The organism is Pseudomonas beijingensis, from assembly GCF_030687295.1.
GTDB lineage: Bacteria > Pseudomonadota > Gammaproteobacteria > Pseudomonadales > Pseudomonadaceae > Aquipseudomonas > Aquipseudomonas beijingensis.
The window spans coordinates 3,854,136-3,878,371 of the sequence record NZ_CP117425.1 but is presented as its reverse complement, the minus strand read 5'-3'; the positions used below and the strand labels follow the sequence as shown (position 1 = coordinate 3,878,371).

Here is a 24,236-nt window from a genome sequence, read left to right as displayed (position 1 = left end):
GCTGAGCTTGCTCGCGATAGCGGTGGGCCAGTTGGTAGAGATGCTGCCTGTGCCGCCGTCATCGCGAGCAAGCTCGGCTCCCACAGGGGATTGTCATACCCCCCAGATCTGTGAACACACCGGAACCCTGTGGGAGCGAGCTTGCTCGCGATAGCGGCGTGACACGCACTACATTTTCGACTGACACTCCGCCATCGCACCCACAAAAAAGACAACGCCGGCCATGTACCCCTCGCTCACTTCCCTAGCCCCCTGCGACCTCGACACCCTGCTACGCAGCCTGAAGCCCATCGCCCCGCTACTGGACACCCTCGCGGACGTGGTGTTTTTCATCAAGGACCAGCAGGCCCGCTACGCCTTCGTCAACCAGACCCTGGCCCGGCGCTGCGGTTTCAAACACAGCGGCGACCTGCTGGGCCTCACTGCCGAACAAGTGTTCCCCGAACGCTTCGGCCCGCTGTACACCGAGCAGGACCGGCGGGTGCTGGCCAGCGGGCGGGAGTTGGCCGACCAGCTCGAACTGCATTTGTATTACGGCAACCAGCCCGTATGGTGCCTGACCCACAAGCTCGCCCTGCATGACCCAAACGGCCAGATCGTCGGCCTTGCCGGCATTTCCCGCGACCTGCAACTGCCGCAATCGAACCACCCGGCGTTTCACAAACTGGCGGCGGTGGACGCCCATATCAAGCAGCACTTCGCCCGCCCCATCAGCCTTGCCGAGCTGACCGCCATCGCCGAATTGTCGGTGGCGCAGCTGGAACGGCACTGCAAACGCATCTTCCAACTCACACCACGGCAAATGATTCACAAGGCAAGGCTGGAAGAAGCCTCACGACTGTTGCTCGACAAGGACCTGCCGATCACCGAGATCGCCCTGCGCTGCGGTTACACCGATCACAGCGCCTTCAGTCGCCAGTTCCGCGCCCTGACCAGCCTGTCACCCAGCCAATATCGGGAGAATCAGCGCTAAGTCATGTTCCCTGATGGGGCGCCAAGCCCCGTGGTTGCTCCCATCTGTAACACCCGTCACCAACGTTGCACCGTGCCTTGGTGTGGCACGGTCCTGCAGGAAAGCCTCTAGATCAGCGTTCCGGTGGAATTGCCAGAACTGAACCCCAAACAGGCACGCCGATTGCTTATTTAATATCGTATACGAAATCCTCAATACGATATCTCACCGCATTTATTCGACAGCGAGGCATTTATGAAAAACCCTGCATTGGCCGTAGCCCTCAGCGTTGTCCTCACCCCGCTTTTCATTGCCCCCGCCCACGCCGACAAGCTCGACGACATCATCGGCTCCGGCAAACTGCGCTGCGCCGTGACCCTGGACTTCCCACCCATGGGCTTTCGTGATGAAAAAAACAACCCGGCGGGCTTCGACGTGGACTATTGCCACGACCTGGCGAAGGTCCTCGGCGTCGAGGCCGAAGTGGTGGAGACCCCATTCTCCGACCGAATCCCCGCGCTGCTGTCCGGCCGCGCCGACGTCATCGTCGCCTCCACCTCCGACACCTTGGAGCGAGCCAAGACCGTCGGCCTGACCGTGCCCTACTTCGCCTTCCAGATGGTGGTGCTGACCCGCGACAACACCGGCATCAACAGCTACGCCGACCTCAAGGGCAAGGCCTTGGGTAACACCAGCAGCACCTACGAAGCCATCGCCCTGGAGAAGGACCAGAAGAGCTGGGGCAGCGGCAGCTTCCGCGCCTACCAGTCGCAGAACGACACTCTGCTGGCCGTCGCCCAGGGGCACATCGACGCCACCGTGGTGACCAACACCGTGGCCGCCGCGACCATCAAGTCGGGCAAGTACAAGGGCCTGAAGATCGCCGGTGACGCGCCCTACGTCATCGACTACGTGTCCCTCGGCGCCAAGCGCAGCGAGTACGGCTTGCTCAACTACCTCAACCTGTTCGTCAACCAGCAGGTGCGCACGGGCCGCTACAAGGAGCTGTTCGTCAAATGGGTCGGCACCGACATCCCGCCGGCCAACCTGACCGTTCCCCAGGTCTACTACTGAGGATCGGCGCATGCCAAGCACGCCTGTCCGTGTGAAAGGCCGCAGCCTGGTGGAGGGTGCCGCCCAGGGCGCCCTGCTGTTCGCCGAGGTGGGGCTGAGCTTCTGGGGCGGGGTCGATCCAGCCAGCGGCGAGGTCATCGACCGCCACCATCCCTTGAGTGGGGAGCGCCTGGCCGGGCGCGTATTGGCGATTCCCAGCGGACGCGGCTCCTGCACCGGCAGCAGCGTCTTGATGGAGCTGATCAGCAACGGCCACGCCCCCGCAGCCCTGGTGCTGGCCGAAGCCGATGAAATCCTGACCTTGGGCGTGCTGGTGGCGCAGGTGATTTTCCAGCGTTCGCTGCCGGTGTTGTGCGTGGGACACGAGGCCTTCAATGGGTTGCGCGGCCAGGGTTTTGTCCGCCTTGAAGGCGACGTCCTGACCCTCACCGGGCGCCGCCCCAACGACGGTTGGCAAGGTTCGGACGCAGTGTCGCAGCCGCCTACCGCCTCGACCCTGGCGCTGACCGAACAAGACCGGGCATTGCTCGACGGCAGCCACGGCAAGGCCGCCCAGGTGGCCATGCAGATCGTGCTGCGCATGGCCGAAATCCAGGGTGCCACGCAATTGCTGGACGTGACCCAGGCCCACATCGACGGCTGCATCTACACCGGCCCGGCCAGCCTGCGCTTTGCCGAACAACTGGTGCAGTGGGGCGCGCAGGTGCGCATCCCCACCACCCTCAATGCCATCTCCGTGGACCAGCGTCGCTGGCGCGAGCTGGGCGTCGATCCGGCCCTGGGCGAGCCGGCCAGTGCCTTGGGCGACGCCTACATGGCGATGGGCGCCCAACTGAGTTTCACCTGTGCGCCCTACCTGCTGGACACCGCGCCAAAGACCGGCGAGCAAATCGTCTGGGCCGAATCCAACGCGGTGGTCTATGCCAACAGCGTGCTGGGCGCTCGCACGCAGAAGTACCCGGACTTCCTCGACATATGTATCGCCCTGTGCGGGCGGGCCCCCTTGTCCGGCTGCCATCTCGACGACCCGCGCAAGGCCCAACTGATTGTCGACGTGCCGGCGTTGGGCAAGGTCGATGACAGTTTCTATCCGCTGTTGGGCTATCACATCGGCAGCCTGGCCGGCCGGCGCGTTCCGCTGATACGCGGCCTGGAACACGCCGCGCCGAGCCTGGACGACCTCAAGGCCTTCGGCGCCGCGTTCGCCACCACCAGCGCCGCGCCGCTGTTTCACATCGCCGGGGTGACACCGGAAGCCCTCGACCCGGCCGATGTCCTGGAGCGCGACGTCGCGTTGCCGCGGGAAAGCGTCGACGCCGCGGGGCTGCTTGCCAGTTGGCGCGAGCTCAACAGCGCCCGGGACAACTGGGTGGACGTGGTCTCACTGGGCAATCCGCATTTCTCCCTCAGCGAATTCGCCGCCCTCGCGACCTTGTGCGCGGGCCGGGTCAAGCATCCGTATGTGGTGCTGGCGATCACTTGCGGCCGGGCGGTGCTGGAACAGGCCCGCAAAGCCGGGTATCTGACCGCCATCGAGGCCTTCGGCGCAGTGCTGGTAACCGACACTTGTTGGTGCATGTTGGGTGAGCCGGTGATCCCGCCCCAGGCCACCACGCTGATGACCAACTCCGGTAAATACGCCCACTACGCGCCCGGCCTGGTCGGTCGCGGGGTGCACTTTGCCGCCCTCGCCGATTGCGTCGAGGCCGCGTGCACCGCCGCGGCTCGCGGCCAGCCGCCGACGTGGCTGCAACCCTCCGCCCACACCGGGAGCCCGACCCATGTTTGACTACAGCTTCCAATGGCGCCCGGCCTTGCGCGCCCTGCCCGACATGCTCGCCGGGGCCTGGGTGACCTTCGAGACCGCCGCGCTGTCGATGATCTTCGGCGTGCTGATCGCCCTGGTGCTGACAGTGATGCGCCAGGCCCCGAATCGCGTGCTGCGGGGTGTGGGCAATGGCTGGGTGTCCATCGCCCGCAACACGCCTTCGCTGTTCCAGATCTACATCCTCTACTTCGGCCTCGGCTCCCTCGGGCTGCACGTCAGTTCCTGGCTGGCCTTGCTGGCCGGGATCACCTTCAACAACGCCGGCTACCTGGCGGAAAACTTTCGCGGCGGCCTCAAGGCCGTGCCCGGTACGCAAATGCGCGCCGCCCGCTCCCTGGGGATGAGCGCCTTCCAGGCCTACCGGATGATCATCGTCCCGCAGCTGTTGCGCATCGTCTTCTACCCGTTGACCAACCAGATGGTCTGGGCGGTGCTGATGACGTCCCTGGGGGTGGTGGTCGGCCTGAACAACGACCTCACAGGTGTCACCCAGGAATACAACGTCAAGACCTTCCGCACCTTCGAATACTTCGCCCTCGCGGCGGTGCTGTATTACCTGATCGCCAAGCTGATCGTCGGGCTGGCCCGGCTGTTGTCCTGGCGCTTGTTTCGTTACTGAGGAGGGTGGGACATGTTTTCTACAAGCCTCAGCGTTAACGACCTGCTGTATTTGCTCGAGGGGGCCTGGGTCACGCTGCAACTGACCGTGTGGTCGATCCTGCTGGGCACCCTCGCCGGCTTGCTGTTCGGCCTGTTGCGGGCGTTGTTGCCGCGGGCCAGCCTGCCACTGGCCTGGCTGCTGGACGTGTTTCGCAGTGTGCCGCTGCTGATCCAGTTCGTGCTGTTCAACTCCCTCAAGAGTATCGCCGGCCTGAACCTCAGCGCCTTTGCCGTCGGTTGCATCGTCCTCGGGATCTACGCCGCCGCGTACTTCACCGAGATCGTTCGAGGGGGCGTGCTGGCGGTGCCGTTGAGCACCCGCCGGGCCAGTCGGTCGCTGGGCCTGAGCTATGCGCAGGACCTGCGTTTCATTGTCCTGCCGATTGCCACGCGGGTGGCCTTTCCCGGCTGGCTGAACCTGGTGCTGGGGGTGATGAAGGACACCGCGCTGGTGATGTGGATCGGCATCGTCGAATTGCTGCGGGCCTCGCAAACCATCGTCACGCGCATTCAGGAACCCCTGCTGGTGCTGTGCATCGCGGGCCTCATTTACTACGTCATGAGCCTGGTGGTTGCCCGTCTCGGCGCACGCCTGGAAAGAAGGTGGCAGGAAAATGATTGAGATCGAAAACGTGCACAAATCCTTCGGTGACCTGGAAGTGGTCAAGGGTGTGAGCCTGACGGTGGACAAGGGCGAAGTGGTGTCGATCATCGGCGGTTCGGGCTCGGGCAAGTCGACCCTGTTGATGTGCATCAATGGTCTGGAGCCGATCCAGAAAGGCAGCATTCGCGTGGACGGTATCGAGGTCCATGACCGCGCCACCGACCTCAATCGCCTGCGGCAGAAGATCGGCATCGTGTTCCAGCAATGGAACGCCTTCCCCCACCTGACCGTACTGGAAAACGTCATGCTCGCGCCGCGCAAGGTGCTGGGCAAGAGCCGCCAGGATGCCGAGGCGCTGGCGGTGAAGCAGCTTGAACACGTGGGCCTGGGGGACAAGCTCAAGGCCTTCCCCGGCAAGCTTTCCGGCGGCCAGCAGCAGCGCATGGCGATCGCCCGGGCGCTGGCGATGTCGCCGGACTACATGCTCTTCGACGAAGCCACCTCGGCCCTCGACCCGCAACTGGTGGGTGAAGTGCTGGACACCATGCGCATGCTCGCCGAAGACGGCATGACCATGGTGCTGGTGACCCACGAGATCCGCTTCGCCCGGGACGTATCTGACCGCGTGGCGTTCTTTTGCAATGGCCGGGTCCATGAGATCGGGCCACCGGACCAGGTGATTGGTCATCCGGTGCAGCCGGAGACGGCGGCTTTTCTCAAGTCAGTGAAATAGCGGATGGCCCCATCGCGAGCAAGCTCGCTCCCACAGGGTTGCGCGGCGTACACAAAAACAATGTGGGAGCGAGCTTGCTCGCGATGAGGCCCAACCAGACAACACAAGGATTTGACTCATGCGCTCATCGAAAATCATCCATGTAGTCAGCTGCCACGCCGAAGGCGAAGTCGGCGATGTGATCGTCGGCGGCGTCGCCCCACCACCCGGCGCCACGGTGTGGGAGCAGTCACGCTGGATCGCCCAGGACCAGACCCTGCGCAACTTCGTCCTCAACGAGCCCCGTGGTGGCGTGTTCCGCCACGTCAACCTGCTGGTGCCGGCCAAGGATCCGCGGGCGCAAATGGCCTGGATCATCATGGAACCGGCCGACACCCCGCCGATGTCCGGCTCCAACTCGCTGTGCGTCGCCACCGTGTTGCTGGACAGCGGCATCCTGCCGATGACCGAACCCCAGACCCGCCTGGTACTGGAAGCGCCGGGCGGCCTGATCGAAGCGGTGGCCGACTGCCGCGACGGCAAGGTGCAACGGGTCGAGATCAAGAACGTGCCCTCCTTCGCCGACCGCCTCGATGCCTGGATCGAAGTCGAGGGGCTGGGGTCGATGCAGGTGGACACTGCCTACGGCGGCGACAGTTTCGTCATCGTCGACGCCCAGCGCCTGGGTTTTGCTATTCGTCCTGATGAAGCGGCCGAATTGGTGGCCGTGGGGCTGAAAATCACCCGGGCCGCCAACGAACAACTGGGTTTTGTCCATCCTTTGAACCCGGACTGGTCGCATATCTCGTTTTGCCAGATCGCCGCGCCCATCGTCCAGGAGAACGGCATCGCCACTGGCGCCAACGCCGTGGTGATCCAGCCCGGCAAGATCGACCGCTCCCCCACCGGCACCGGCTGCTCGGCGCGCATGGCGGTGCTGCACGCCAAGGGTTTGATGCACGTGGGCGAGCGGTTTATCGGTCGCTCGATCATCGGCTCCGAATTCCACTGCCGCATCGACTCACTGACCGATGTGGCCGGACGCCCGGCGATTTACCCGTGCATCGCCGGGCGGGCGTGGATCACCGGGACCCATCAGCTGTTGCTCGACCCGGGCGATCCGTGGCCGCAGGGGTATCGGCTTTCGGATACCTGGCCGGGCGCATGACTTCCAGACTTTCACACAGCCCTGTGGGAGCAAGGCTTGCCCGCGATGAAGATGACGCGGTCTTCCAGGGGAACCGAGGTGCCTGCATCGCGAGCAAGCTTTGCTCCCACAAATGCCTTCGCCACAAACCATTAACAATCGGAGACAACCCATGAGCAAACGTATCAACTGGAGCGGCGTGTTCCCTGCCGTCACCACTCAATTCAACGACGACTTCTCCATCAACCTGGAAAAAACCCACCAAGTGATTTCCAACGTCATCCGCGATGGCGTTTCCGGCCTGGTGGTCTGCGGGTCGGTGGGGGAAAACACCTCCCTGAGCGCCGAGGAAAAAATTGCCGTGACCGAAGTGGCGGTGGACGCCTCCCGTGGTCGCGTGCCAGTGATCTGCGGCGTGGCCGAGTTCACCAGCGTGCAGGCCGCCAAGGTCGCCAACGCGGTGCGCAAGGTCGGTGTCGACGGGGTGATGCTGATGCCGGCGCTAGTCTACGGCTCCAAACCCTTCGAGACCGCCGAGCATTTCCGCTACGTGGCCCGCCACGCCGATGTGCCGTTGATGGTCTACAACAACCCGCCGATCTACAAGAATGACGTGACACCGGACATCCTGATTTCCCTGGCCGATTGCGACAACGTGGTGTGTTTCAAGGACTCCTCCGGCGACACCCGGCGTTTCATCGACGTGCGTAATGAAGTCGGTGACCGTTTTGTGTTGTTCGCAGGCCTGGACGATGTGGTGCTGGAAAGCCTTGCCGTGGGCGCCGAAGGTTGGGTCTCGGGCATGTCCAACGTGTTCCCGAAGGAGGGCGAAACCATTTTCCGCCTGGCGCGCGCCGGCCGCTTCGCCGAGGCGATGCCGATCTACGAATGGCTGATGCCGATCCTGCACCTGGACGCCCGCGCCGACCTGGTGCAATGCATCAAGCTGTGCGAAGCCATCGCCGGCCGCGGCAGCGCCCTCACCCGCCCACCTCGCCTGGCCTTGCCGGAAGAGGATCGAGTGTATGTGGAGCAGATCATGGCCAAGGCCATGGCCAATCGGCCGGTGTTGCCGGATGTGGGGCTTTAAGAACCGACCCGGCACGCCAGGTAGGTAAAGAAACCCATGTGGGAGCGGGCTTGCTCGCGAAAGCGGTCTGTCTGATATGACTATGCTGCATGTGCCGCCGTCTTCGCGAGCAAGCCCGCTCCCACAGGATTGATGGTGAATACCGAATCGTGAACACACGCAATGAAACTGTGGGAGCGAGCTTGCTCGCGATAGCGGTCTGTCTGAATCGACTATGCTGGATAGGCCGCCATCATCGCGAGCAAGCTCGCTCCCACAAGGATTCAAGGTATCCCATGAATTATTTCCTGGCTCAGGCCCTGAACAATCAATGGGCCAACCACAGGCTGCTCGGCGCCTGCGCGCAGTTGAGCGAGGCCGACTACGCCGCGCCGCGCACGGGATTCTTCCCGTCCATCCAAGCCACGCTTTGCCACATCCTGGAAGTGGACCGCTATTACCTCACCGCCCTGGAAGGCGACCGGGACGGCCAGATAAAAGACTTTTCCGAGACCCTGGCCTTTGCCCAACTGATGCACAACCAGACCCGAACCGACCAGCGGCTGGTGGCGTTCTGCGAAGCCCTGCGGGAAGACGACCCCGCCCGCTCCGTCGACCTGGTGCGTGCCGACGGTGTGGTGCGCGAACGAATCGACCGGCTGCTGTTGCACCTGTTCGAACATCAGATCCATCATCGTGGACAAGTCCACGCCATGCTCAGCGCCACCCACGTCGAGCCACCCCAACTCGATGAGTTTTTTCTCGATTGCGACCGTCGGTTCCGCGAAGACGAGGAACAGTTGCTTCAACTCGATGAACGGCGGGTCTGGCGCGAATACCTGCCCGGTTGAACCGGCCACCCAAAGGAGACCTTGCCATGAACGTTATCCTTCGTTGCATCGGTTTGGCGTTGATGCTGATCACCACTGCAGCACTCGCTCACCACGGCTGGAGCGAATACGACGCCAGCAACCCCTTGGAACTCGACGGCACCATCAAGGAAGCCGGGTATTCCCATCCCCATGGCTACGTGCGCCTGCAGACCACCGACAAAACCTGGACCGTCGTGCTGGCCCCGCCTTCACGCATGGAGAATCGGGGGCTGACCAAAGACATGCTCAAAGCGGGTAACCGCGCCACCGTGGTCGGCTATGCGAACCGCAACAAACCCGACGAATTACGCGCCGAACGCATCATCATCGGCGACAAGACCACCGAGTTGCGCTGATGCAGGCTTCCCAGGCAGGCTCAACCCAAGGCTGGATGGACCGGTTGGCCGACTCGTCCCTGGGGTTGGCCATGCGCAGCGAGCTGTGGCTCTATCCGCTGGTGGAAGTGGTGCACATCGTCGGCTTTTCGATATTGGTGGGCGCGGTGGTGATGTTCGACCTGCGCCTCCTCGGGCTGTCCAAGGGCATCGCCGTGACCGCGCTGGCCCGGCACCTGCTGCCCTGGGCCGTTGCGGCCCTGCTGTTGATCGTGCCTGCCGGGTTGATGATGTTCAGTGCGCATCCCCATGACTTTGCCGGCAACAATGTCTTCATTCTCAAGCTTTGCCTGATCGCGGCGGCGGGCCTCAATGCCCTGCTGTTCCACGTTGGAGCCTACCGTTCGGTCAAGCAATGGAACACCGGCCACAAGGCGCCGGGCGTGGCCAGACTTCAAGCACTGCTATCCATGGCGCTATGGGTCTCGGTCATTCTCTGCGGTCGATTGCTGGCCTATACCTGAACTACACCTGAGCTACACCTGGAAAAAAAGGCGATGGCCGCTGCCGGCCATCGCCAAATCGCCCACCCGGGCGCTCTCAGATCCGTGCGGGAGACACGATGATCTTCACGTTGTGCTCCTTGTTGTTCACCAGCTCCTCGAAGCCCTGCCCGACGATCTCCTCCAACTGGATGCGCCCGGTCACCAGCGGCGAGATGTCCAAGCGTCCGTCGGCGATGAAGGCAATCACATCGGCGAACTCACCGTTGTAGGCCAGCGCGCCAAGCACCTGCTTTTCGGTGGAGACCAGGTCAAAGAAGTTGAACTCGCTCGGTTCCTCGAAAATACCCACCAACACACACTTGCCAGCCTTGCGGATCAGGTCGATGGCGAACTTGGCGGTGTGCTTGTTGCCAATGCATTCGAAACTGACATCGGCCCCCAGGCCAGCGGTCAGCCGGCGGACTTCAGCCAGGGCATCACACTCGTTCGGATCGATCACGTGGCTGGCGCCGACTTCCAGAGCCTTGGCCTTGCGCGCACCGGACATTTCCAGGGCGATCACCTGGGCCGCGCCGGCCGCCTTGGCGCACATGATGGTGCACAGGCCGATGGTCCCGGCACCGACCACCACGACGTTCTGGCCCAGCAGACTGCCGGCCTTTTTCACCGCATGCATGCCCACCGCCAACGGCTCGATCAACGCACCGGCCTCGGTCGGAAAGTCGGCGGGCAGTTTGTAGAGCAGGTTCGCCGGCACGTTGACCAATTCCGCGAACGCACCGTTGTTCATCAGCCCAGTGAAGGCCAGGTTTTCGCAGATGTTGTAGAGCCCATGGGTACAGTAATAACAAGTGCCGCAGTGCTGGCAGGCGTCCGCCGCCACGGGCTCGCCGACACTGAAACCCTCGACGCCAGCGCCCAGTTCGACGATCTCGCCGCAGAACTCATGGCCGAGGATGCATTGGCCCTTGATCCCGGTCAGCGGGTGTGGCGCGTCCACCGGGATAAATACTGGCCCGGCCACGTATTCATGCAGGTCAGAGCCACAGATACCGCACCATTGCACACGGATCTGCACCCAACCGGCAGGCGGCGCAACCGGCAGTGGCACGTCTTCGACGCGGATGTCGTTGCGGCCATGCCAGACGGCGGCGCGCATGCTGCGGGTCGGCTTGATTGAAACGTTCATAACGTTACCTCCAGAATGTTCAGGGACGATGACACCTGCCACCGCCCACTTGATCAGTGCTGCTTGATGAACCCGAGGATCAGCCGGTTGACCTGCTCGGCCGCTTCCATCTGCACCATGTGCCCCTGGCCGGAAAGCACTTCGACCTGGGCACTCAACCCTTCGCTGTGGGCCACGGGGATGATTGCGTCGTCGCTGCCCCAGATCAGCAGGGTCGGTACGTGGCCGGCCTGCACCACTTCACGCAGGTCCATCTGCTGGCGACCGTCGACGAACAGCGTCGCGGACAGTTGCCGCAGGGCGGCGTCCACGCCTTCCAGGCGCTTGTACTTGAGCATGTCGTCGAGCATCTGTCGGTTGACCAGCTCGGCATTGGAGAACAGTTGCATCAGTGGCGGCTTGAGGGCGTTGCGGTTGGCCGCTTCGACGAAACCTTGCAGGTAGCTGCCGTTGATCTCCGTCCCCAACCCGGCGCTGCCGATCAAGGTCAGCGACCGAACCCGCTGGGGCATCAAGCGCGCGACATTCAGCGACACCGCCCCACCCATGGAATGCCCCACCAAGTGCACAGCGTTGATGTCCAGGTGATCGAGCAAGGCCAGCACCACGCCGCTCAGCTCGTCCAGGTCGCCACGTTGCAGGGTTTTCGACGATTCGCCATGGCCCGGCAGATCCAGGGCAATGACCCGTCGCCCGGCAGCCAGTGCTTCATGGTTGAACAGCCAGTTGTTCAGGTCGCCGCCGAAACCGTGCACCAGCACCAGCGGCGTGCCGCCCTCGCCGCGCTCGAAATAGCGGATCACCCGGCCGTCCAGCTCGACTTTCTGCGGTTTCGGGCCGCGGTCTTCATCGGCCGCGTCACCGGGCACGAAGTTGGATTGGAACTGCTCGATGACGGCGTCGATCTCGGCCTCGCTGGCCTCGCCCTCAACGACGATACCGAGCAAGGCGCCGACCGCCAGAGTTTCATCCTGGTGGGCGATTTGTCGGCGCAGGATTCCAGAGAACGGCGCCTCGACGCTGCTGGAGATTTTGTCGGTCTCGACGTCCATCACTTCCTCGCCCTTGGTGATGGCCTGGCCCTCCTCCTTGAGCCAGGCATCGACCCGGCCCTCGGTCATCGACAGGCCCCACTTGGGCATGGTCAGGGTAAAAATCTGGCTCATCAGCGCTTGCTCCACTCGATCACGTTGAGCACGGCTTGTTCGATCTTCGCCGCGTCAGGGATGTACAGGTCTTCCAGGGCATCGGAGAACGGCACCGGGGTGTGCGGCGCGGTGACCATTTCGATCGGCGCCTTGAGTGCGCCAAAGGCTTTTTGCGCCACCAGCGCGGAAATATCGGTAGCCATGGAGCAACGCGGGTTGGCCTCGTCGATCACCACCAGGCGTCCGGTCTTCTCGACACTTTCCAGGATGCTGTCCTCGTCCAGCGGGCTGGTGGTGCGCAGATCGATCACTTCGCAGTCAATGCCGCGCCCCGCCAGGCTGCGTGCGGCGTCCATCGCGGTGTTGACCAGTCGCCCGTAGGACACCAGGGTCACGTCCTTGCCGTCGCGCAGGAAGTTGGCCTCGCCGAACGGTACGGTGTAGAGCTCTTCCGGCACGTCACCCTGCATGCTGTAGAGCAACTTGTGCTCACAGAAGATCACCGGGTCGTTGTCGCGGATCGCCTGGATCAGCAGGCCCTTGGCGTCGTAAGGCGATGACGGGCACACGACTTTCAGCCCCGGAATGTGCGTCCACAGGGACGTAAGCATCTGCGAATGCTGGGCGGCGGCGCGCAGGCCGGCGCCGACCATGGTGCGGATCACCAGGGGCGTGGAGGCCTTGCCGCCGAACATGTAGCGAAACTTCGCCGCCTGGTTGAGGATCTGGTCCAGGCAGCAGCCGGCGAAGTCGACGAACATCAGCTCGCACACCGGGCGCACGCCACAGGTGGCGGCGCCGACCGCCGCACCGACGTAACCGATTTCCGACAGCGGCGTGTCCAGCACGCGCCCGGGGAACTGATCGTAAAGGCCCTTGGTGACGCCGAGCACGCCGCCCCAGGCATCGTTTTCACCGGGCGCGCCGGCACCACCGGCCACGTCCTCACCCATGATGAAGACGCTTGAGTCGCGGCGCATTTCCTGGGCCAGGGCTTCGTTGATTGCCTGCTGATAGCTGATTTTTCTCGCCATGATGGGATTCTCTATTTTTGTTATTCAGGGGGGCGTTCAGGGATAGCTGACATAGACGTCGGTCAGCAGGTCCGCCGCAGAGGGCTTGGGATCGGACTTGGCCTTGTGCACGGCGTTTTCGATCAGCAGGTCCACTTCCTTGTCGATCTGGTCCAACTGCTCGACGGTAAGCAAGCCGGCCCGGGTGGTGCGCTCGCGGAACTGCATCAGGCAGTCCTGGTTTTCGCGGAAATGCTTGACCTCGTCCGGCGCCCGATAGGTCTGGGCGTCGCCCTCGAAGTGGCCGTAGTAGCGGGTCAGCTTGACCTCGATCAGCGACGGCCCTTCCCCGGCACGGGCGCGTTCGACGGCGGCCCCGGCGGCTTCATGCACGGCAAAGAAGTCGAAACCATCCACCGTCACCCCAGGCATGCCGAAGCCGGCCGCGCGGTCGGCGATGTGATCGCAGGCCACCGACCAATTGGAAGCGGTGGCTTCGGCGTAGCCGTTGTTTTCCGCGACGAACAGGCACGGCAGGTTCCACACCGAGGCCATGTTCATGGCTTCGAACACCGCGCCTTCGTTGGAGCCGCCGTCGCCGAAAAACACCACGGCGACGCTGTCGGTGCCCTTGAGCCGAGCCGCCAGGGCAGCGCCCACCACCAGCGGCGCGCCGGCACCGACAATGCCATTGGCGCCGAGCATGCCTTTCTCGAAATCGGCGATGTGCATCGAGCCGCCCTTGCCTTGGCAGACGCCGGTTTTCTTGCCGTAGATCTCGGCCATCATCCCGTAGACGTCCACGCCCTTGGCGATGCAATGGCCGTGGCCACGGTGGTTGGACGCGATGCAATCGTCATCGCCCAGGTGGGCCATGACCCCGGCGGCCGACGCTTCTTCGCCGGCATACAGGTGGACGAAACCGGGAATCTCGCCCGTGGCGAACTCCACGTGCAGGCGCTCTTCAAAGGCGCGGATGGTGCGCATCACCTGGTAGGCGTGCAGCAGTTGATCGTGGGTGAGCGGTGTCGACATTTTTATTCTCCTGGGGTGTCTTCTTGAAGATTCAGAGGGTGTTGCGGGTGTTCGCGGCCGATGGCCAGCAAACGCTGTTGCGCGGCGTAGGCCAGCACCGCGTTGACGTCGATGCTCAGCGGGCCGCCGGCATCGAGGGTGACCGTGGGCCGGTCATGGACGTTGAATTCGATTTCCCGCTCGCCGTCCAAGGCCAAGGTGCCGCTGGAGAGCGATAGGCTGTGGGCGATGCCGGACTCCAAAGGGCCGGCGGCAAGCACCCCGCAGCCCTGCAACAGGCCGGGCGCGAGCGGCACCAGCAGCGCTTCGGGGGATTGCGGGTCGAGGCGCATCCAGGCGCCGCCCGGTGCCTGGCGTGACACCGGAAACCACAAGCCGCACAACGCCGACAGGCCAATGGATTGCGGTTCGGCGAAGGTCACGAAGACTTCGGCCAGGTCCTGTGCCCGACTGATGGCCCGGGCGCCGACAAAGCGCAGCGGCGACACGGCGACGTCCACCAGGGCAACTTCGCGCAGGCCACGTCCGGCATCGCAGACCAGCAAGCGCTTATTGCGACGCAAGCCGATCTGCGCCGGGATCCGCCCGCTGGCGTACAACCCACCGGCCAATCCGGCACTGGTGGCCTCGCGCAATTCAGGAAAGGCGTTGTTGGTGCCGGTGGACAGGGTCAACAATGGGATGTCCCCCACTTCGGCGGCCACCGCCTTGTGGGTGCCGTCGCCGCCGAGCACGGCGATCAGCGCCACCTCGCGCTCGGCCATCAGGCGCGCGGCCCGGCGGGTATCTTCGACGGTCTGGCGCAGGGTCAGGTCGAGAAACTCCAGGGCCGGCCAGTGGCTGCTGCGGGCCTGGCGGCTGTGGCTGTTCTTCAGCACGGCGGCGGCCATGCCGATCATGTCGGTGGGCATCAACACCTGCTCGATGCCGGTGGCGCCAAAAGCGGCCAGCAGGCGCTGGATCACCGAGACCTTGTCGGTGCTGGAAAACAGCCCGGCATTGGCGGTCAGGCGCCGTACATCACGGCCCGATGCGGGATTGGCGATGATGCCCACGGTCAGTGGCCGGCGGCTCATGGCGCCACCCTGGAAAGGACAGGCGAACGGTCTGGGCAACCAGACCCTGGGCAGGAAAACATAGACACCTCGTTGTTATTATTGGATGCCTCGCCGAAGCGGGCTCCAGAGGTAGAGCAAGGGCGGTGCCAGCTACGGGAAACATCCTGGAGATGGCCGGGCCAGAGCTGTCAAGCCGTAATTTTCGATGAGACGAAGCGAGCCCCGGTGAGACGCGCCATGTCAGCCTGCACGAGGTGGCGGCGAGACGCTGAGACGTGGCGTCTCACCCCTGCCCGAATAATCCGTCGAGCTTGTCTGCACCCAGCGAACGGCGCTTAATGTGCGCACAACGACAAGAAGCTGAATCGGAGGCCCTATGCTTTCCGCTCACTCCCGGGCGCACGTGGATTGCGTCAGCCGCGTGGTGAAAAACGCGAACCAATTGCCACAACTGCCCGTCCCGGACCTGATCCTTGACTCTTGGCGCCGGTCCATGGAGCAACATCACCTGGACCCCGGTTCGCTGCAGGGCCCGCGCATCCTCTCCCAGGACGTGCTCAAGCAATGCCGTGAGCGCTCCGAGCTGTTCCTCAATATCGCCAGCGAAGAAGTGGCCCGCCTCCATGGCCGGGTCCGCGATGCCGACTACTGCGTGCTACTCACCGATGCCCAGGGCCAGACCATCGACTACCGGGTGGAAACCACGATCCGCAATGACTGCCGCAAGGCCGGGCTGTACCTGGGTACCTGTTGGTCGGAGGGTGAAGAAGGCACCTGCGGCGTGGCGGCGGTGCTTACGGGTAAGGCCCCGGTGACGGTGCACAAGCGTGATCATTTCCGCGCGGCGTTCATTGGCCTGACTTGCTCCGCCGCCCCGGTGTTCGACCCCCAGGGTGAATTGCTCGGGGTGCTGGATGTTTCGGCGGTGCGCTCGCCGGACGATCGACGCTCGCAGCACCTGATCCGGCAAATGGTGGTGCAGAGCGCCCGGGAGATCGAACAAGCATTTTTCATGAGCAGCGCCCAGGGCTACTGGGTACTGCGGGCCCATCGCAACGCCGGCTACGTCGACAGCCAGCCGGACTTCCTGTTCGCCTGGGACGACGACGGTTGCCTGCAAGCCTTGAACCCGGCCGCCCGCCAATACCTGTTGCAACATTACGGGCAGTTGCCGCAACACATCGGCCAAGTCTTCGACCCGCAACGGCTGCACCGTGCCCGGGACGAAAGCCTCTGCCCCCTCGATCACGCGTTGCATGGCCGCTTGAGCGCGCCTCGCCAGCGCGCCAGCCCGCGTCCGCGAGTGGCGATGACGCCTGCCGAGATCGATCCGCGCCTGGCCGACAGCCTGCGCCTGGCGGTACGGGTCAAGGATCGCAACCTGCCGGTGCTGATCCAGGGCGAAACCGGTTCCGGCAAGGAAGTGTTCGCCCGGCAGTTGCACCAGGCCAGCCAGCGCCGTGATCGCCCTTTCGTGGCGTTGAACTGCGCCGCCATCCCCGAAAGCCTGATCGAGAGCGAATTATTCGGCTACGTCGCCGGCGCCTTCACCGGTGCCTCGGCCAAGGGCATGCAGGGCCTGCTGCAACAAGCCGATGGCGGCACCTTGTTCCTGGATGAAATCGGCGACATGCCGCTGGCCTTGCAGACCCGCCTGTTGCGGGTGCTGGCCGAGGGTGAAGTGGCGCCGCTGGGGGCATCGCGCCGCAAGGCCGTGGATATTCAGGTGGTCTGTGCCACCCACCGCGACCTGGAGACCCTGGTGGCCGCCGGCGAGTTTCGTGAGGATTTGTACTTCCGCCTCGGCGGCGCGCGTTTCCAGCTACCGCCGTTGCGCGAACGCAGCGACCGGCTGGCGCTGATCAATCGGATTCTTGCCGAGGAGTCGGCGTTGTGTGGAGGGACGGTGCAACTGAGCGGCGCGGCGCTGGAATGCCTGCTCGGTTATCACTGGCCGGGCAATGTCCGCCAGTTGCGCCATGTGCTGCGCTACGCCTGCGCGGTGTGTGAAGCCAGTGTGGTTCAGCTCAGCCACTTGCCCGAGTCATTGCACAACAGGGACGCCGCCGATCAGGGACCGGAGCCGAGCGCCAGCCCGGAACGCCAGGCACTGCTCGATGCGCTGGTGCGCCACCGCTGGAAACCCACCGCCGCCGCCCGGGCCCTGGGCATTTCCCGGGCGACCCTGTATCGGCGGGTCCATCAGCACGGTATCGAGATGCCAGGCCGCAGCCCGGCCTGAGGCCTATCGGCGCGCCAATTCATGACGGACACATTGCTCGTAGTAGGTCTGCTTGACCGCAGCCGGCTTGAGACGCGAAGCGCTGTTGTAGGTCTGCTCGGTAATGCCCAAGGCAGTCATGCGCATCCAGGGCCGGGGAAACTTGCGCACTTGCAGCTTCTTGCGCGCGCCGTACAGGCTGACGCCAGACAACTTCGACGCCTGCGCACCCGCCGCGATGTCCGAACCCCAGCGGCACACCGATTGCTGGTTCTGCGTCAGCGCCCTGGCCTGGGCCTCAAGCGAGACGGCGGCCAGGAGAAACGTCGCTACGACCCACATAGAAATACGCATAGGTTTGTCGCCCAACTTTCTGAAAGGAAAGAAGTTTGACTGTATGCAAATGAGCAAGGGGCCAGCATTTGCACGCCACTCTCGAATCTGCATGCAATCCTGTGGCGAGGGAGCTTGCTCCCGCTGGGCTGCGAAGCGGCCCCATGAAAGCCGTGACAAACTCGGTGTGTCAGGCAAATACAGGGGGCCGCTTCGCGCCCCAGCGGGAGCAAGCTCCCTCGCCACGGGGAACGGCGTGCCTTCGCCATCTGCGATATCCATCCCCAAGTGGCCCATCAATCTAGAAATAGATAGAGAACATAGCTACAAAACATTGAAATTAAACGATTTTTATCAAGTCATTGATTCATCTTCGCCTCCTGCAACAGTTGCTGGATCACCTGCTCCTGCTCGCCATAACGCCCTTCGCCAAAATGGCTGTAGCGCACCTGCCCCTTGGCATCGATGAAGTAATGGGCCGGCCAGTATTGATTGTTGAAGGCGCGCCAGATCGCATACTGGTTGTCGATCGCCACCGGGTAGTGGATGTCCAGCTTGCGCACCTGCTCACGCACGTTGTCGATGATCTTCTCGTAGCCGTATTCCGGGGTGTGGACACCGATCACCACCAGCCCGTCCTGTTCATACTTCTTCGCCCAACCGTTCACATAGGGCAAGGTGTGCTGGCAGTTGATGCAGTCGTAGGTCCAGAAGTCCACCAACACGACCTTGCCCCGCAGGGACTCGCTGTTCAGCGCAGGCGAGTTCAGCCATTGCACCGCACCGTCCAGCGAAGGCATGGTGCCCTGGGATTCGAGGGTCGGCATGGCGCTTGCGTCGGCCTTGCTCACCACATAGTCGATGGCCTTGGGCACGTTCTCCAGCAGGCTCTTTTCCAAGGTGGCCGATTGTTGAGACGACGTGGCCGCCAACAACCGGTCATCCGCCCCCGTGCCGATCGCCACGGCCGCCAGCAACACCGCCAGCCCCGTTCCCCGGCGCAGCCAGGTGGTGATCGGCAGTGAGAGTTTCAAGCGCCCGACCAGACCACGCCCGGCCAGGATCAGGGTGCCCAGGGACAAGGCGCTGCCCAGGCCATAGGCGAGCAACAACAGGCTGGTTTGTGCGCTGGCACCTTGCAGCATGGCGCCGGTCAGGATCACCCCAAGTATCGGTCCGGCGCACGGTGCCCAGAGCAGCCCGGTGGCGACCCCGATCAGCACCGAGGCCACAGGTCCGGCCATCCGCCCGGCCCCGGCGTCCAGGCGATTGCCCAGGCTGACCAGCGGCCGCGCCAGCCAGATGCCGACCCGGCTGAAAATCAGCGACAGCGCGAACACCACCATCACCACCAAGGCGACTTGCCGGCCGACGCTGCTGGCGCGCACCACCCATTCGCTGCTGACCACCGCCAGGCTGGAGACCAGGGCGAACGTCAACACCATGCCGCCGAGGGTCAGCAGCACCGAACCACGGGAGCGATCGGCCCGGGCAAACAGAAACGGCACCACCGGAAGAATACAGGGGCTGAGGATCGTCAGGATCCCGCCGAGAAAAGCGATCAGAAGCATGGCAACACCTCAACATAAAAGGGCGACGCAAACCCTGTGGCGAGGGAGCTTGCTCCCGCTGGGCTGCGAAGCGGCCCCGAAAATGACCTGACAACGCGGTGTGTCAGACCGATATGGGGGGCCGCTTCGCGCCCCAGCGGGAGCAAGCTCCCTCGCCACAAAAGCAGCTCAGTTCTGGTTGCTGCAGTTATCGGACAACTTGCGATAGTCCAGCGCCTGCTTGTGGCCTGCCGAATCCAGGTAAGTCATGTGGGCGTTGACCACGCCGCAGGTGGGCTCGGCGTCTTCGGACAGGGAAAGCACCTTCTGGATGTCCAGGTGGCTGCCGTAGGTATAGCTGTGCGCTTGCACGTTGCTTTCGGCCCGGGCCGACAGGGTGCAGATGTTCAGCGCGGCAAAAAGGCAGGCAGCGTAGAGGGCTTTGGTGTTCATGGCGATTCCTCGATTCAATGGGGTTTGTCTGCCGAGGCCCGTTGTGTTGCCTCGATGGATGCCATTGAATGCCCCGCAGGTATCGCGTCTGTATCGAGCCAGGTGGCTTTTTGCATCGCTGTGTATCCGTCGCGCGCCAGATACACTGCAATACAAACCGCCGCGAGCCGGGCTGGCCGGCGCCTGTAGACTGCGCACAACGAAACGCCGAGGAGCTGGACACCATGGATCATGTCGATCACGTGTTGATAGTGGATGACGATCGCGAGATCAGAGAGCTGGTTGGCAACTACCTGAAAAAGAACGGCCTGCGCACCACCGTCGTCGCCGACGGCCGGCAGATGCGCGCCTTCCTGGAAACCACCCCGGTGGACCTGATCGTGCTGGACATCATGATGCCCGGTGACGACGGCCTGGTGCTGTGCCGGGAGCTGCGGGCCGGCAAGCACAAGGCCACGCCGGTGCTGATGCTCACCGCGCGCAACGACGAAACCGACCGCATCATCGGCCTGGAAATGGGTGCCGATGATTACCTGGTCAAGCCGTTCGCCGCCCGTGAACTGCTGGCGCGGATCAACGCCGTGCTGCGCCGCACCCGCATGCTGCCGCCCAACCTGGTGGTCACCGAAAGCGGTCGCCTGCTGGCGTTCGGACGCTGGCGCCTGGACACCACCGCCCGCCACCTGCTGGACACCGACGGCACCATGGTTGCCTTGAGCGGCGCCGAGTATCGTTTGTTGCGGGTATTCCTCGATCATCCGCAACGGGTACTCAACCGCGACCAGTTGCTTAACCTCACCCAGGGCCGGGACGCCGACCTGTTCGATCGTTCCATTGATCTGGCTGGTCAGCCGCCTGCGCCAGCGTCTGCTGGACGACGCCCGGGAACCAGCCTACATCAAGACCGTGCGCAGCGAAGGCTACGTGTTCTCGCTGCCGGTGGAGATCCTCGAGGCGTCGGTATGAGCCTGCCGCTGCGTTGGCCGCGGACTCTGGCCTCCAGGTTGTCGCTGATCTTCCTGATCGGCCTGATCCTGGCCCAGGGCCTGTCCTTCGGCGCCCAGTACTACGAGCGCTACCAGAGTGCCAGGTCGACCATGCTCGGCAACCTGGAAACCGATGTCTCGACCTCCGTCGCCATTCTCGACCGCCTGCCTGCCGCCGAACGCCCGGCCTGGCTGCCGAAACTCGCCCGGCGCAACTATGGCTACCTGCTCGACGAAGGCCAGCCCGGCCAACCGATGGACCTTGCCGACGCGCCGATCTCGGTCAGTTCGATCCAGGAAGCCATCGGCCAGGCCTATGGCCTGACCTTCCAGCAGATTCCCGGGCCGAAAATGCACTATCAAGCGCATCTGCGCCTGGGGGACGGCAGCCCGCTGACCATCGACGTACGCCCGGCGATGATGCCCCTCTCCCCCTGGCTGCCGATGGTGTTGTTGGGACAATTGGCGCTGTTGATCGGCTGCACCTGGCTGGCCGTGCGCATCGCCGTCGGCCCCCTGACCCGGCTGGCCCAGGCGGTGGAAACCCTCGACCCGAACGCCCACAGCGTCCGGCTGGACGAAAAAGGCCCGACTGAAGTGGTGCATGCGGCCAAGGCCTTCAACGCCATGCAGGACCGCATCGCCGCCTACCTCAAGGAGCGCATGCAGTTGCTGGCGGCGATTTCCCATGACTTGCAGACGCCCATCACACGTATGAAGCTGCGGGCCGAGTTCATGGACGAAGGGATCGAACGGGACAAACTGTGGAGCGACTTGAGCGAAATGGAACACTTGGTGCGGGAAGGCGTGGCCTATGCCCGTAGCATCCACGGCGCCACCGAGGCCAGTTGCCGGATTAGCCTGGATGCGTTTCTCGACAGCCTGGTGTTCGACTACCAGGACACCGGCAAGGACGTGCAACTGTCCGGGAAAAACGCCGCCGTGATCGACACCCGCCCCCATGCCCTGCGGCGGGTGCTGGTCAATCTGGTGGACAACGCCTTGAAATTCGGCGGTGCGGCGCAGATCCAGGTGCAACGGGCCGACAACGGGCAACTGGCAATCCAGGTGCTGGACCGTGGCCCCGGGATCAGCGAGCAGGAACTGGCCGAGGTGCTCAAGCCGTTCTACCGGGTGGAGAGCTCGCGCAACCGGGAAACCGGCGGCACCGGCCTGGGCTTGGCCATCGCCCAGCAACTGACGATCGCCATGGGCGGCTCCCTGACCCTGAGCAACCGCGACGGCGGCGGCCTCTGCGCCGAGTTGCGCCTGGCATTCGCAAGCTGACACCGCCCCTGTGGGAGCGAGCTTGCTCGCGATAGCGGTGTGTCTGCCGGCATCCATTCAACTGACCCGACGCCATCGCGAGCAAGCTCGCTCCCACACCGTTCCGAGGCGCTACAAATATAGGTGCCTCACCCAATTCCCCTGTGGGAGCGAGCTTGCTCGCGATAGCGGTGTGTCTGCCGAATCCATTCAACTGACCCGACGCCATCGCGAGCAAGCTCGCTCCCACACCGTTCCGAGGCGCTACAATATGGGTGCCTCACCCAATTCCCCTGTGGGAGCGAGCTTGCTCGCGATAGCGGTGTGTCTGCCGGCATCCATTCAACTGACCTGACGCCATCGCGAGCAAGCTCGCTCCCACACCGTTCCGAGGCGCTACAAATATGGGTGCCTTACCCAATTCCCCTGTGGGAGCGAGCTTGCTCGCGATAGCGGTGTGTCTGCCGGCATCCATTCAACTGACCCGACGCCATCGCGAGCAAGCTCGCTCCCACACCGTTCCGAGGCGCTACAAATATGGGTGCCTCACCCAATTCCCCTGTGGGAGCGAGCTTGCTCGCGATGGCGGTGTATCAGCCGGCATCCACTCAACTGACCCGACGCCATCGCGAGCAAGCTCGCTCCCACACCGTTCCGAGGCGCTACAAATATGGGTGCCTCACCCAATTCCCCTGTGGGAGCGAGCTTGCTCGCGATAGCGGTGTGTCTGCCGGCATCCATTCAACTGACCTGACGCCATCGCGAGCAAGCTCGCTCCCACAGGGGTTTGGTCAAGTTGGGATGCGGTTTGTATGCCAGTGTGTCTACGGATAATCGACATACACAAACTTGCACAATGCTGCGTCGCGGACACACCCTGCTTACACCCGCTTGAAAGACTCCCTTGTATCCCCGGCGACTATCCCGACCGGGTCTCGACATCCAAGGAGCCGTTACATGCCTACCGCAACTGCATCCCCCCTTCGTTTCCAGGGCTGGTCGCTGTTCAGCCTGCTCGCCGCCCTGGTGCTGTTGATGACCGGGTTGATCCTGGTGCTCAACCCGGACCTGACCGAAGGCGTGCGCAGTGCCATTCGCGCCACGGCGCGTTCGTCCTTCGCCTTGTTCCTGCTGGCCTTCACCGCCTCGGCATTCGCGGTGCTGGTGCCCTCGCCCCTGAGCCGGTCGCTGGTGCGTGAACGGCGCTTCATCGGACTGGCCTTTGCCTTTTCCCACCTGGTCCATGCCGTGCTGATCTACAGCTACGGCCAGCTCAACACCGAGTTCTGGCCCGGCCGCACCACCCTCGGCAACGTGCCCGGCACCGTGGGCTACGTGTTCATCCTGCTGCTGGCGCTGACCTCGTTCAAAAGCACCACGCGCCTGATCGGTTTCAAGGCCTGGAAGCGCCTGCATGTCACCGGTATGTGGGTGCTGGCGGCGATCTTTGCCTATTCCAACTTCAAGCGCATCCCCATGAGCGACTGGTACGTGCTGCCCTTCGGCCTGATTTGCGCCGCTACCGCCATCCGCCTGGTGGGCAAGCTAGCCCAGGCCATCCAGCGTCACCAACGGTCACAACACGCCGCTTGAGCCCTGGGAGATCGGTCATGTACTCAAATGTCTTGAAAACACTACATATCCAGCTCGATAACATCGGGGCATGGCTCGCGCCGCTTGGCCTGCGCCTGTTCCTGGCCTGGGAGTTTTTCGAATCCGGACTGGAGAAATGGAACGGCGAGAACTGGTTCGCCGATATCCAGTCCGCCTTCCCGTTCCCCTTCGACCATGTACCGGCCCTGTGGAATTGGGAACTGGCAATGTGGGCCGAGCTGATCGGCGCCATCGCCCTGCTGATCGGATTGGGTACGCGCTTGTCGGCGCTGGTGCTGATCGTCGTCACCGTGGTGGCGACCGCTGCCGTGCACTGGCCGGCGGACTGGTCGAGCCTGAGCGAACTGGCCCAGGGGTATGCGATTACCAACAAGGGACATGGCAACTTCAAGCTGCCATTGATCTACCTGGTGGCGTTGCTGCCGTTGCTGCTGCAGGGGGCTGGAAAATTGAGTGTGGATGCCCTGCTGAAGACCGGGCTGCATCACCAAAACAAGGCCTGACAAAAATCCCTGTGGGAGCGAGCTTGCTGTGGGAGCAAGGCTTGCCCGCGATACAGACGACCCGGTCAATCAGTCAGGCCAAGGGCGCCCCATCGCGAGCAAGCTTTG

Annotated in this window: 23 protein-coding genes and 1 pseudogene; 16 read left to right on the top strand and 8 right to left on the bottom strand. The window is 63.6% G+C overall.

Annotated elements, in window-relative coordinates:
• Positions 1-223 precede the first annotated feature (223 nt).
• The 11 genes from PSH84_RS17510 (at position 224) to PSH84_RS17460 (ending at position 9,777) form a co-directional block, all read left to right on the top strand.
• Positions 224-973, top strand: a complete 750-nt coding sequence (locus PSH84_RS17510; protein ID WP_122566452.1) for an AraC family transcriptional regulator — start codon at positions 224-226, stop codon at positions 971-973.
• A 234-nt stretch (positions 974-1,207) separates the two neighbouring features.
• A complete protein-coding gene (locus PSH84_RS17505) occupies positions 1,208-2,026 on the top strand; it encodes an ABC transporter substrate-binding protein (protein WP_122566451.1) in 819 nt (272 codons plus the stop codon).
• Between the two features lie 10 nt (positions 2,027-2,036).
• Positions 2,037-3,815 (top strand): cis-3-hydroxy-L-proline dehydratase, encoded by a 1,779-nt coding sequence (gene lhpI / locus PSH84_RS17500; protein ID WP_305481444.1) that lies wholly within the window; start codon positions 2,037-2,039, stop codon positions 3,813-3,815.
• Positions 3,808-4,473 (top strand): amino acid ABC transporter permease, encoded by a 666-nt coding sequence (locus PSH84_RS17495; protein WP_305470770.1) that lies wholly within the window; start codon positions 3,808-3,810, stop codon positions 4,471-4,473. The genes lhpI and PSH84_RS17495 overlap by 8 nt, the downstream gene beginning before the upstream one ends.
• Positions 4,474-4,485: 12 nt before the next feature.
• Positions 4,486-5,136, top strand: a complete 651-nt coding sequence (locus tag PSH84_RS17490; RefSeq protein WP_305481443.1) for an amino acid ABC transporter permease — start codon at positions 4,486-4,488, stop codon at positions 5,134-5,136.
• Positions 5,129-5,851 carry an amino acid ABC transporter ATP-binding protein gene (locus PSH84_RS17485; protein ID WP_122566449.1) on the top strand — a complete coding sequence of 241 codons (723 nt, stop codon included), beginning with the start codon at positions 5,129-5,131 and terminating at the stop codon, positions 5,849-5,851. The genes PSH84_RS17490 and PSH84_RS17485 overlap by 8 nt, the downstream gene beginning before the upstream one ends.
• A 118-nt stretch (positions 5,852-5,969) precedes the next feature.
• Positions 5,970-6,998 carry a trans-3-hydroxy-L-proline dehydratase gene (locus PSH84_RS17480; RefSeq protein WP_305481442.1) on the top strand — a complete coding sequence of 343 codons (1,029 nt, stop codon included), beginning with the start codon at positions 5,970-5,972 and terminating at the stop codon, positions 6,996-6,998.
• Between the two features lie 151 nt (positions 6,999-7,149).
• Positions 7,150-8,067 carry a dihydrodipicolinate synthase family protein gene (locus tag PSH84_RS17475; protein WP_283557217.1) on the top strand — a complete coding sequence of 306 codons (918 nt, stop codon included), beginning with the start codon at positions 7,150-7,152 and terminating at the stop codon, positions 8,065-8,067.
• A gap of 275 nt (positions 8,068-8,342) precedes the next feature.
• Entirely contained in the window at positions 8,343-8,897 is a 555-nt protein-coding gene (locus tag PSH84_RS17470; protein WP_122566446.1) for a DinB family protein, read from the top strand.
• 26 nt (positions 8,898-8,923) lie between these two features.
• Positions 8,924-9,274: a DUF6152 family protein gene (locus PSH84_RS17465; protein WP_122566445.1), complete on the top strand. Its 351-nt coding sequence runs from the start codon at positions 8,924-8,926 to the stop codon at positions 9,272-9,274.
• Positions 9,274-9,777 (top strand): DUF6644 family protein, encoded by a 504-nt coding sequence (locus PSH84_RS17460; RefSeq protein WP_305481441.1) that lies wholly within the window; start codon positions 9,274-9,276, stop codon positions 9,775-9,777. The genes PSH84_RS17465 and PSH84_RS17460 overlap by 1 nt, the downstream gene beginning before the upstream one ends.
• Before the next feature lie 76 nt (positions 9,778-9,853).
• On the opposite strand, the gene PSH84_RS17455 is transcribed toward PSH84_RS17460, so the two are convergent.
• From PSH84_RS17455 to PSH84_RS17435, 5 genes are all read right to left on the bottom strand, one after another.
• Positions 9,854-10,918, bottom strand: coding sequence for a 2,3-butanediol dehydrogenase (locus PSH84_RS17455; protein ID WP_240998454.1), 1,065 nt, complete (start codon positions 10,916-10,918; stop codon positions 9,854-9,856).
• 83 nt (positions 10,919-11,001) lie between these two features.
• On the bottom strand, positions 11,002-12,114 hold the full coding sequence (locus tag PSH84_RS17450) for an acetoin dehydrogenase dihydrolipoyllysine-residue acetyltransferase subunit (protein WP_305481440.1): 1,113 nt from the start codon (positions 12,112-12,114) through the stop codon (positions 11,002-11,004).
• Complete coding sequence (locus PSH84_RS17445) at positions 12,114-13,130, bottom strand: alpha-ketoacid dehydrogenase subunit beta (RefSeq protein WP_122566441.1); 1,017 nt, start codon at positions 13,128-13,130, stop codon at positions 12,114-12,116. The genes PSH84_RS17450 and PSH84_RS17445 overlap by 1 nt, the downstream gene beginning before the upstream one ends.
• A gap of 36 nt (positions 13,131-13,166) precedes the next feature.
• Positions 13,167-14,144, bottom strand: a complete 978-nt coding sequence (locus tag PSH84_RS17440) for a thiamine pyrophosphate-dependent dehydrogenase E1 component subunit alpha (RefSeq protein WP_122566440.1) — start codon at positions 14,142-14,144, stop codon at positions 13,167-13,169.
• A gap of 2 nt (positions 14,145-14,146) precedes the next feature.
• Positions 14,147-15,220, bottom strand: a complete 1,074-nt coding sequence (locus PSH84_RS17435) for an ATP-NAD kinase family protein (RefSeq protein WP_122566439.1) — start codon at positions 15,218-15,220, stop codon at positions 14,147-14,149.
• A 358-nt stretch (positions 15,221-15,578) separates the two neighbouring features.
• On the opposite strand from PSH84_RS17435, the gene PSH84_RS17430 reads away from it, so the two are divergent.
• Positions 15,579-17,444 (top strand): sigma-54-dependent Fis family transcriptional regulator, encoded by a 1,866-nt coding sequence (locus tag PSH84_RS17430; protein ID WP_122566438.1) that lies wholly within the window; start codon positions 15,579-15,581, stop codon positions 17,442-17,444.
• Between the two features lie 3 nt (positions 17,445-17,447).
• Here the strand turns inward: PSH84_RS17430 and PSH84_RS17425 are convergent, their stop codons facing one another.
• The 3 genes from PSH84_RS17425 to PSH84_RS17415 form a co-directional block, all read right to left on the bottom strand.
• The gene (locus tag PSH84_RS17425) at positions 17,448-17,777 is read right to left on the bottom strand and encodes a hypothetical protein (protein ID WP_053119980.1); all 330 of its coding nucleotides are present in this window, start codon (positions 17,775-17,777) and stop codon (positions 17,448-17,450) included.
• Positions 17,778-18,115: 338 nt separating this feature from the next.
• Complete coding sequence (locus PSH84_RS17420; protein WP_305481439.1) at positions 18,116-19,327, bottom strand: cytochrome c biogenesis protein DipZ; 1,212 nt, start codon at positions 19,325-19,327, stop codon at positions 18,116-18,118.
• A gap of 168 nt (positions 19,328-19,495) precedes the next feature.
• The gene (locus tag PSH84_RS17415) at positions 19,496-19,759 is read right to left on the bottom strand and encodes a DUF2790 domain-containing protein (RefSeq protein ID WP_122566436.1); all 264 of its coding nucleotides are present in this window, start codon (positions 19,757-19,759) and stop codon (positions 19,496-19,498) included.
• Between the two features lie 224 nt (positions 19,760-19,983).
• Here PSH84_RS17415 and PSH84_RS17410 point away from each other — a divergent pair.
• From PSH84_RS17410 to PSH84_RS17390, 4 genes and pseudogenes are all read left to right on the top strand, one after another.
• Positions 19,984-20,725, top strand: a pseudogene (locus PSH84_RS17410) (response regulator).
• Positions 20,722-22,032, top strand: coding sequence for an ATP-binding protein (locus PSH84_RS28800; RefSeq protein WP_369530544.1), 1,311 nt, complete (start codon positions 20,722-20,724; stop codon positions 22,030-22,032). The pseudogene PSH84_RS17410 and the gene PSH84_RS28800 overlap by 4 nt, the downstream one beginning before the upstream one ends.
• A 936-nt stretch (positions 22,033-22,968) precedes the next feature.
• Complete coding sequence (locus PSH84_RS17395) at positions 22,969-23,604, top strand: ferric reductase-like transmembrane domain-containing protein (RefSeq protein WP_305470746.1); 636 nt, start codon at positions 22,969-22,971, stop codon at positions 23,602-23,604.
• A 17-nt stretch (positions 23,605-23,621) separates the two neighbouring features.
• Positions 23,622-24,128: an HvfX family Cu-binding RiPP maturation protein gene (locus tag PSH84_RS17390; protein WP_305481438.1), complete on the top strand. Its 507-nt coding sequence runs from the start codon at positions 23,622-23,624 to the stop codon at positions 24,126-24,128.
• Positions 24,129-24,236 lie beyond the last annotated feature (108 nt).

Excerpts from the sequence above, each read along its gene's own strand:
- PSH84_RS17435 (WP_122566439.1), bottom strand. The coding sequence starts at position 15,220 with ATGAGCCGCCGGCCACTGACCGTGGGCATCATCGCCAATCCCGCATCG.
- PSH84_RS17510 (WP_122566452.1), top strand. The coding sequence starts at position 224 with ATGTACCCCTCGCTCACTTCCCTAGCCCCCTGCGACCTCGACACCCTG.
- PSH84_RS17490 (WP_305481443.1), top strand. The coding sequence starts at position 4,486 with ATGTTTTCTACAAGCCTCAGCGTTAACGACCTGCTGTATTTGCTCGAG.
- PSH84_RS17465 (WP_122566445.1), top strand. The coding sequence starts at position 8,924 with ATGAACGTTATCCTTCGTTGCATCGGTTTGGCGTTGATGCTGATCACC.
- PSH84_RS17505 (WP_122566451.1), top strand. The coding sequence starts at position 1,208 with ATGAAAAACCCTGCATTGGCCGTAGCCCTCAGCGTTGTCCTCACCCCG.
- PSH84_RS17455 (WP_240998454.1), bottom strand. The coding sequence starts at position 10,918 with ATGCGCGCCGCCGTCTGGCATGGCCGCAACGACATCCGCGTCGAAGAC.
- lhpI (WP_305481444.1), top strand. The coding sequence starts at position 2,037 with ATGCCAAGCACGCCTGTCCGTGTGAAAGGCCGCAGCCTGGTGGAGGGT.
- PSH84_RS17440 (WP_122566440.1), bottom strand. The coding sequence starts at position 14,144 with ATGTCGACACCGCTCACCCACGATCAACTGCTGCACGCCTACCAGGTG.
- PSH84_RS17460 (WP_305481441.1), top strand. The coding sequence starts at position 9,274 with ATGCAGGCTTCCCAGGCAGGCTCAACCCAAGGCTGGATGGACCGGTTG.
- PSH84_RS17495 (WP_305470770.1), top strand. The coding sequence starts at position 3,808 with ATGTTTGACTACAGCTTCCAATGGCGCCCGGCCTTGCGCGCCCTGCCC.
- PSH84_RS17485 (WP_122566449.1), top strand. The coding sequence starts at position 5,129 with ATGATTGAGATCGAAAACGTGCACAAATCCTTCGGTGACCTGGAAGTG.
- PSH84_RS17475 (WP_283557217.1), top strand. The coding sequence starts at position 7,150 with ATGAGCAAACGTATCAACTGGAGCGGCGTGTTCCCTGCCGTCACCACT.
- PSH84_RS17470 (WP_122566446.1), top strand. The coding sequence starts at position 8,343 with ATGAATTATTTCCTGGCTCAGGCCCTGAACAATCAATGGGCCAACCAC.
- PSH84_RS17445 (WP_122566441.1), bottom strand. The coding sequence starts at position 13,130 with ATGGCGAGAAAAATCAGCTATCAGCAGGCAATCAACGAAGCCCTGGCC.
- PSH84_RS17415 (WP_122566436.1), bottom strand. The coding sequence starts at position 19,759 with ATGAACACCAAAGCCCTCTACGCTGCCTGCCTTTTTGCCGCGCTGAAC.
- PSH84_RS28800 (WP_369530544.1), top strand. The coding sequence starts at position 20,722 with ATGAGCCTGCCGCTGCGTTGGCCGCGGACTCTGGCCTCCAGGTTGTCG.
- PSH84_RS17425 (WP_053119980.1), bottom strand. The coding sequence starts at position 17,777 with ATGCGTATTTCTATGTGGGTCGTAGCGACGTTTCTCCTGGCCGCCGTC.
- PSH84_RS17450 (WP_305481440.1), bottom strand. The coding sequence starts at position 12,114 with ATGAGCCAGATTTTTACCCTGACCATGCCCAAGTGGGGCCTGTCGATG.
- PSH84_RS17395 (WP_305470746.1), top strand. The coding sequence starts at position 22,969 with ATGCCTACCGCAACTGCATCCCCCCTTCGTTTCCAGGGCTGGTCGCTG.
- PSH84_RS17480 (WP_305481442.1), top strand. The coding sequence starts at position 5,970 with ATGCGCTCATCGAAAATCATCCATGTAGTCAGCTGCCACGCCGAAGGC.
- PSH84_RS17430 (WP_122566438.1), top strand. The coding sequence starts at position 15,579 with ATGCTTTCCGCTCACTCCCGGGCGCACGTGGATTGCGTCAGCCGCGTG.
- PSH84_RS17390 (WP_305481438.1), top strand. The coding sequence starts at position 23,622 with ATGTACTCAAATGTCTTGAAAACACTACATATCCAGCTCGATAACATC.
- PSH84_RS17420 (WP_305481439.1), bottom strand. The coding sequence starts at position 19,327 with ATGCTTCTGATCGCTTTTCTCGGCGGGATCCTGACGATCCTCAGCCCC.